General features: G+C 50.2%; 5 protein-coding genes. 4 read left to right on the top strand and 1 reads right to left on the bottom strand.

From position 1 onward, the window contains the following. Nucleotides 1–101: 101 nt before the first annotated feature. Nucleotides 102–1,643: a PQQ-binding-like beta-propeller repeat protein gene (locus BMY62_RS12260; protein ID WP_090660374.1), complete on the bottom strand. Its 1,542-nt coding sequence runs from the start codon at nucleotides 1,641–1,643 to the stop codon at nucleotides 102–104. Nucleotides 1,644–1,817: 174 nt separating this feature from the next. Between BMY62_RS12260 and BMY62_RS12265 the strand changes: the two genes are divergently transcribed. Genes BMY62_RS12265 through BMY62_RS12280 form a run of 4 tightly spaced genes read left to right on the top strand, consistent with a single transcriptional unit; the run spans nucleotide 1,818 to nucleotide 6,931 of the window. Then, entirely contained in the window at nucleotides 1,818–2,966 is a 1,149-nt protein-coding gene (locus BMY62_RS12265) for an ATP-NAD kinase family protein (protein ID WP_090660377.1), read from the top strand. A 17-nt stretch (nucleotides 2,967–2,983) separates the two neighbouring features. Continuing rightward, nucleotides 2,984–4,336 (top strand): aminomethyl-transferring glycine dehydrogenase subunit GcvPA, encoded by a 1,353-nt coding sequence (gene gcvPA / locus BMY62_RS12270; RefSeq protein ID WP_090660396.1) that lies wholly within the window; start codon nucleotides 2,984–2,986, stop codon nucleotides 4,334–4,336. A gap of 18 nt (nucleotides 4,337–4,354) precedes the next feature. Continuing rightward, nucleotides 4,355–5,860, top strand: a complete 1,506-nt coding sequence (gene gcvPB / locus BMY62_RS12275) for an aminomethyl-transferring glycine dehydrogenase subunit GcvPB (protein WP_090660380.1) — start codon at nucleotides 4,355–4,357, stop codon at nucleotides 5,858–5,860. A 36-nt stretch (nucleotides 5,861–5,896) separates the two neighbouring features. After that, nucleotides 5,897–6,931, top strand: coding sequence for a patatin-like phospholipase family protein (locus BMY62_RS12280; RefSeq protein WP_090660385.1), 1,035 nt, complete (start codon nucleotides 5,897–5,899; stop codon nucleotides 6,929–6,931). Nucleotides 6,932–7,526: the final 595 nt, after the last annotated feature.

Here is a 7,526-nt window from a genome sequence, read left to right on the forward strand (position 1 = left end):
CTGACAATCGTGAACCGCACCTGTCTGGGAAGTGGCGGAAATCAGGGATCATTGATGGTATTGTAGCCTTTCATACCGGGCCTGCCAGAGAATCAGGGCAATCAGGGAACCTGCGGCTGCGCTCCGGCCGGATATGCCATCAGGTAACTTGTACCATTCTCGATGATCACGTTATAAACAATTCCGTCCGGAGAAATAGCAGGCGAGGATACCCCGCCAATGGCATCACTGTCGTTGGCGCGGGTAAAGAAATCGAATGAACGGGTACGCAGACCTGTTGTCGTGCTGTAGTAAACATAATTGGCTGAAACAGCCGGCGAGGCGATGGTCTGTCCGCCACCGAGGTAAGTCGAGACAATGGGCACATCGGCAAATGCTCCATTCGATTCCAGAACATGAAGCCGGTGGAGCGAGTTTAAAAATATCTGTCTTCCAATAGAGGCGGGTGTGGCCATGACCGCCTCACCAACATTCTGGTTCCACAGTTTAGCGCCGGTTTCTGGGTCAAAACCCTGAATGAAGCCATCTTCCCGGGCAATAACCAGAAGGCCGTTACTAAAAACAGCTGGTGACGAAAAATAATTTTTGTCGCTGTCGTCGTCATAGGTCCAGATTCTGTTTAACTGGGGCGTGGCCAGATCGAGCCGCCAGTGAAATCCGGTCATGCGCAGTCCGAGGCAATTGTCGGCGACAATAATCAAAGGACGCTCCGGCTGTGTTATCGTTGATAAATCCACCAGGGCAGGTGTCGGGTCCAGCCATCCAAATTGTTCATACAGGGGACCGAAAGCATCGCCGATAACTGCGGTGCCTTTTGGAAAGTCGCTGATGATGTCCCAGATATCACTCAACAGGCCACTGATGTCGCTTCCTCCACCCCTAACGCGCAAACAACCGCCTACCGTGCGGCGGTCAATCACGCTGCCGCGGTCATTGAAAACAAACAGTTCGTTTAACCCATCTTCGTAATCGTCGTTGTCAGCGCCATCCCGCTGGCGCGACAATCTGACTGGAAGAAAAATATGAATGCCACGGCTCGACTCCATGACCTTGGGCGATGCAGAAGTATGGCCGCGAATGACTTCATTGATATCGGGAAATGTATACGACCATCGGGACTCGCATTCCGGTGTAATACTGTGCAATGTACTCAGGTAGGAATCGGGACCCACTTCCCGGATTGATACGATGTAGGAATTTCCGTTTGAAGCTATTGCAGGCGTTGAGAGGATAACACCGGTTGACAAATCGACTGAGCACTTGATTGTGCCATTCGAATTGACGATAACGAGTTTGCCTTCAGTGGTACCGAGAAGTATTGAACCGTCCATGGCAACAACGGGGGATGAATGAGCGACCGGTCCGACATCACGCTTCCAAAGCGGCGTGATCGCCGGTGAACTGTTGACTGCAATGAATCCCTGGCTTCGATTATCGGCATGAAACTGAGACCAGGTCCCGGTGCCGACATTTCCATTACCGCATGCGGATAACAGTGCGGCGAAGCAGAAAGACACAATAATACTGATGATTCGATAACTGTTCTGGTTCATGTTCAATGCCGGGCTGGTTGATAAATTCAGACAGACGATGAAAATCGAATTGTTTTCTGTGCTTCTCCAGTCTGCGTTATATTTAACCATACATGTGTCTTCAAGTCAGTTTAAAAATACTTTTAACCAGTCATGTACCTGATTGAGATAAGTGAGAATGCATATGCAAGGCAGGCGGCATTGCACTGTGTATAAACCCAGCTATTTGCTTTCCAGTGCCGGATAAGGAAGGTATGTGAAGACGGATGAACAGGGTGCGTGAGTATGTGTGATAAAAAATGCGTCGGATTCCTGATTAATCCAATTGCGGGCATGGGCGGCCGGGTTGGATTGAAAGGTACGGATGGCATGGAGAATCAGGCTCGGGCGCTGGGTGCACGGCCTGCCGCACACCTTCGTGCGATGGATGCCCTGTGTCGGTTTGTTCAACTGATGTCGCATGCAACGGCTTTTCCGTTACGATGGCTGACCTGTTCAGGGGAAATGGGCGAAGCGGTGTTGAAAACAGCCGGCATTCCTATGAACGTTATAGAAATCGTGCATATCGTAACTGGACAATCCACGGCGGAAGATACGCGGCGGGCGGTGAGCAGTTTTATGGCACAGAAAGTGGACTTGATCGTTTTTTGCGGCGGTGACGGAACCGCGCGGGATATTTGCAGCGTTGCCGGAAATGGCGTACCGATTCTGGGCATCCCTTCGGGCGTCAAAATGTTTTCGGGAGTTTTTGCCATCAATCCCGTGCGTTGTGCCGAAACCATGCTCGCTTTTTTGCAGGATCGGTTGACGGCTGTGCAGACAGAAGTGCTGGATCTGGACGAGGCAAGCTACCGGGCTGGTGAATGGAAAGTCAAGCTGTATCATGCTGCGTTGACGCCATTCGAACCCAGGTATATGCAATCATCCAAGGCCTTGATCGAAGACGTCGACGATACTGCGGTCAGGGCGGGCATAGCGGACTATCTGTTGGAACAATTTCAGCATGAAACACCGGCGCTCGTATTTCTGGGTGCTGGGAGCACGGTCAAATCGGTTGGCGATCGCTGGGGTATCGATAAAACGCTGCTGGGCGTTGATGCTGTTGTCAATGGAGAATGTATCGGCAGCGATCTGAACGAACAGCAGATACTTGAATTGCTCGGCAGATTCAAAGCGCGTAAACTGATCCTCAGCCCAATCGGTGCGCAGGGATTCGTGCTGGGCAGGGGGAATTCGCAGCTTAGTCCTGCTGTTATTCGGGAAATAGGTTGCAACAATATCATTGTAATTGCCACGCCTGCCAAGCTCGCAAAAACACCTGTACTCCGGTTTGATACCGGCGACGCCATGCTTGACCGGGAACTGGCGGATGATGGTTATATTCGTGTTGTTACCGGTTACCGCCGAAGAACGCTGGTGAAAACGATGCTTTAGCAAGAATGGTACAGCAAATGAATTTTTTGCCGCATACTGAAACCGAACGCCGCGAAATGCTCAGCACGCTGGGAGTGTCGCAGCTGGAAGCACTGTTTGCTGATATTCCTGAACATGTGCGATTTCCGGACCTAACCTTGCCTTCGCCGCTGTCGCAGATGGAACTGGAAGCACACCTGAGCAAATTAGCTGGTCGTAATGCAAATGCATCGAGTCATGAATGCTTTCTGGGTGCGGGCGCGTATCATCATTATGTTCCGGCAACGGTGGATTATGTTATTCGCCGTGGTGAGTTTTTTACCGCGTATACCCCTTACCAGCCAGAAGCCAGCCAGGGGATGCTGCAGGCCATGTTCGAGTATCAGAGCATGATCTGCCAGTTAACTGGAATGGACCTGGCGAACGCCAGTCACTATGACGGTGCGACCGCACTGGCAGAAGCAGTGCGCATGGCGCTTGATCTGGCTTCAGGCAACCGGCAGAAAGTCGTTTTGTCGCCCGCGATCAACCCGCATTACCGTGAAACGGTAAGGACCTACCTGTGCGGCAGCGAAGCGTCCCTGGTCGGTGAAGACACGGCACCGGGGAAACTGGACAGTCTGTTATCGCAGCTGGATGATCTGGTAGCCGCACTGGTGATTCAGAATCCGAATTTTCTGGGGCAGTTTGAAAATATCTCCGGTCTTGCTGAGAAGGTGCATCAGGCCGGGGCGCTTTTGATTGTAGTAGCAGATCCCATCGCGCTCGGCCTGTTTCAATCGCCGGATTCCTATGGCGCCGATGTTGTGATAGCCGATGGACAGCCGCTTGGTATACCGCTCTCATTCGGCGGGCCGTCTCTCGGGATTTTTGCTACACGAATGGCTTATGTGCGTCATATGCCCGGACGGGTGGTCGGCGAAACGGTCGATCAGGCCGGTCGGCGTGGCTATGTGTTGACCCTTGCGGCGCGTGAGCAGCATATCCGGCGCGCTCGCGCCACCAGCAATATCTGCACCAATTCAGGACTGATGGCGCTGGCGGCGGCAACGTATCTGGCAACAGTGGGTGAATCCGGCTTGCGCAAGGTGGCAGAATTGTGTTTTCACAAAAGTCATTATGCTGCACAACAGCTGGCCGGGAAAGCGGGACTGAATATCAATACACATGCGCCGGATCAACCTTTTTTCAAGGAGTTCTATGTGCAACTGCCGCGCCCGGTCGATGAGGTCAACCGGATATTGCGAGAGGAATACGGCATCATCGGCGGTTTTGACCTTGGTGCCTGCTATCCCGGCTTCGAGCGGCAGATGTTGATCGCGGTGACCGAGATGAATACCAAAGCAGCGATAGACCGGCTGGTTGATGCGCTGGTTACTGTGACGCGATGAAAATGGAGGGCGCTGATCATGCCTGAAATCGATAACAGAAATTCTGAAAAGACAGTGTATGAGTTGAGTGCCGTGGGTCGCGGCACGAACCTGATGCCGGAATGCGATGTGCCCAAAACGGAACTGCCGGGCGTATTGCTGCGCAAAGATACTGAAACTATCGGACTTCCCGGGCTTTCCGAACTTGACGTGGTGCGGCATTTTGTCCATCTGTCTCAGCGCAATTTCAGCATCGATGGCGGGTTTTATCCGCTGGGTTCGTGCACCATGAAGTACAACCCGAAAATCAGCGAGACATGCGCCCGGTTTGAAGGTTTTGCGCAATCGCATCCGTTGCAGCCGGATGAAACGGTGCAGGGGAACCTGAAACTGATGTACGATCTGCAGGAATGGCTGAAGGAAATCGGCGGATTCGCCGCCGTTTCGCTGCAACCCACCGCGGGCGCGCAGGGTGAACTGACCGCGCTGCTGATGATGCGCGCTTTTTTCCGCAACTGCGGTGAAACCGGACGCACCCAGATACTGATTCCGGATTCGGCGCACGGCACCAATCCGGCGTCGACGACGATGGCTGGTTTCGAATCGCTTGAAATCCCGTCAGACAAGCATGGTAACCTTGACCTTGCCGCGCTCAATGCGGCCTGCGACGATACCGTTGCCGGATTGATGCTCACAAACCCCAACACACTGGGTTTGTTCGAGCGTGACATCGAAACCATTGTTCGTTGTGTGCATGATTGCGGCGGACTGGTCTACGGCGACGGCGCCAACATGAACGCGCTTGCCGGCGTGGTGCGGCCGGGGGATCTGGGTATCGATGTCATGCACTACAATCTGCACAAAACGTTCGGCACACCGCATGGCGGCGGCGGTCCTGGCTCCGGTCCGCTGGGTGCGGGCGATAAATTGGCCGCATATCTGCCCGGCCCGATGGTGCGCCGGATTGATAACGCGGAGAAACCAGACCCCGGTTATATGCTTTTTACACCGGAAAAAACCATTGGACGGATGAACAGCTACTTCGGCAGCTTCGGCGTGTTTGTCCGCGCGTATGCCTACATCCTGCAGCATGGCGCCGAAGGTTTGAAGCAAAATGCACTGCATGCGGTACTCAATGCCAACTACCTGCGCGAAAAGCTGCGCGGCATCTATCCACTGTCCCATGACCGCACCTGCATGCATGAATTCGTGCTGCAGGGCAAAATCGATGGCAGCAGCGTGCGCGCGGTGGACATCAGCAAGCGGCTGCTCGATTACGGATTCCATCCGCCGACTATCTATTTTCCGCTGATTGTTCCCGAAGCGCTGATGATTGAACCCACCGAAACGGAAAGCAAACAAACGCTCGATGCATTTGCAGATGCGATGAAGGCGATTGCGCTGGAAGCAGTCGATCATTCTGAAACACTGCATTCCGCACCACATACCACGCCGGTCGGACGTCTGGATGAAGTACGTGCCGCACGTCAGCTCAAACTGAGGGAAGACGATAGGAAGGTAAAAGACAATCTTAATAAAGCTTAATTCATGTCACATATTGATTATTTGAGGAGAGCAAATATGAAATATCCATTCAAAAACTTGGTATTCGAAGGTGGTGGCGTAAAAGGAATTGCGTATGTTGGTGCAATGAAGGTTTTAGAAAAAGAGAAAATTCTGGAAAACATAAAAAGAGTCGGCGGAACATCTGCAGGATCAATCAACGCCGTACTGTTCGCCTCCGGATTTGGCAATCAAGAAATACTAAACGTATTAAGCACGCTTGATTTTAATGATTTCAAAGATGATAGCTGGGGTACTCTTCGCGACATGAATCGCTTGAGAGAAGAATATGGCTGGTATAAGGGCGATTTTTTCAGGGAATGGATTGGTGAACTGTTAAAGAAGAAGACAGGGAGTTCCAACATTACATTTAAGGCCATCAGCGAACATTCCGGAAAAGATCTTTACGTTTATGCTTCAAACTTATCAACACAATTCGGAGAGGTCTATTCTCCCGAGCATACGCCACGCATGAGAGTTGTAGATGCAGTCAGAAGGTCAATGTCGATACCTTTGTTTTTCAGGGCCATTAGAGACGATCGGAAAGATGTGTTTGTCGATGGCGGGGCTATAAATAACTATCCTGTTAAATTGTTTGATAGAGAAAAGTATCTCGAAAATAATGATCTAAAACGGATTCCAAAATACTATGAATCTGCAAATTTGATTTTAGCTGAAAAATCTCCAAAAAGCAGTCAGTATATTTATAATAAAGAAACGTTGGGTTTTCGCCTAGATTCTGCAAAAGAAATAGGAGTGTTTCGTGACGGACAAGAACCTCAGCACGCAGAAATTGATAATTTTTTAGATTATACGATGCAACTGATAAAAACGGTTCTTGCGGCTCAAGACAGCCAGCATCTCCATAATGACGATTGGCATAGAACCGTGTATATAGACTCTCTAGGCGTTGGTACAACAGATTTCGATCTTAGCGATAGTTTAAAAAAGGATCTTGTTGCTTCGGGAAAAAAATGTGCGGAGGAGTATTTAAAGTGGTGGTCGGACGAAAGCAAAGATCTTGCTATCAATCATCCGAAATCAACAGAATAATTTTTGATTTTTTGGAAAAATGACAGCTGACGAATGACTCCAGCGGACGCTCGAAACCACAGTAACACTCCAAGTCCGGTTCTGCGAGGGCGGCGGGACGTACCGAAAGGGATTCCCGCTGCTACTCTCCCCATTCAACATACGTTAGCCTCCGACCTTTTTAACAATCCCGGCTAACCCATAGTGCACACCAAATTCATCAAAATGTGTCAAACTTTTTATATTTGTTCATTATTTTCATTGCTTTGTGTATTAATTCAGCTAAATGTTCATCTTCGAAAACCCACCTATCAAACTTGGCCATTGAATCTAAGATACTTGCAATTGAACTACAAAAAATTAAGCACCAAGGAACAAGCAAAGCTGAGTATCATTGACTATCCGGCTTTTTATAATGAAAATGTACACACTCAAAATTAGATTACCAATCAACTTTGGAATTTAAACGTGTACTTTATAGAAGAATGCTTAAAATAGAGTCCGGTTTTAGTTGACCATTACACTACGACCCACACCCAATAGCCGGCACATGAGGCCAACCGGGTAGGTCTTCTTCTTTCGGGTGATGAACGAATACTTTACTTCGTTTCTTTCG

This window comes from Nitrosomonas marina, from assembly GCF_900111605.1.
GTDB lineage: Bacteria > Pseudomonadota > Gammaproteobacteria > Burkholderiales > Nitrosomonadaceae > Nitrosomonas > Nitrosomonas marina_A.

Coding starts and splice junctions, on each gene's coding strand:
- BMY62_RS12280 (WP_090660385.1), top strand. CDS start 5,897: ATGAAATATCCATTCAAAAACTTGGTATTCGAAGGTGGTGGCGTAAAA.
- BMY62_RS12260 (WP_090660374.1), bottom strand. CDS start 1,643: ATGGTTAAATATAACGCAGACTGGAGAAGCACAGAAAACAATTCGATT.
- gcvPA (WP_090660396.1), top strand. CDS start 2,984: ATGAATTTTTTGCCGCATACTGAAACCGAACGCCGCGAAATGCTCAGC.
- BMY62_RS12265 (WP_090660377.1), top strand. CDS start 1,818: ATGTGTGATAAAAAATGCGTCGGATTCCTGATTAATCCAATTGCGGGC.
- gcvPB (WP_090660380.1), top strand. CDS start 4,355: ATGCCTGAAATCGATAACAGAAATTCTGAAAAGACAGTGTATGAGTTG.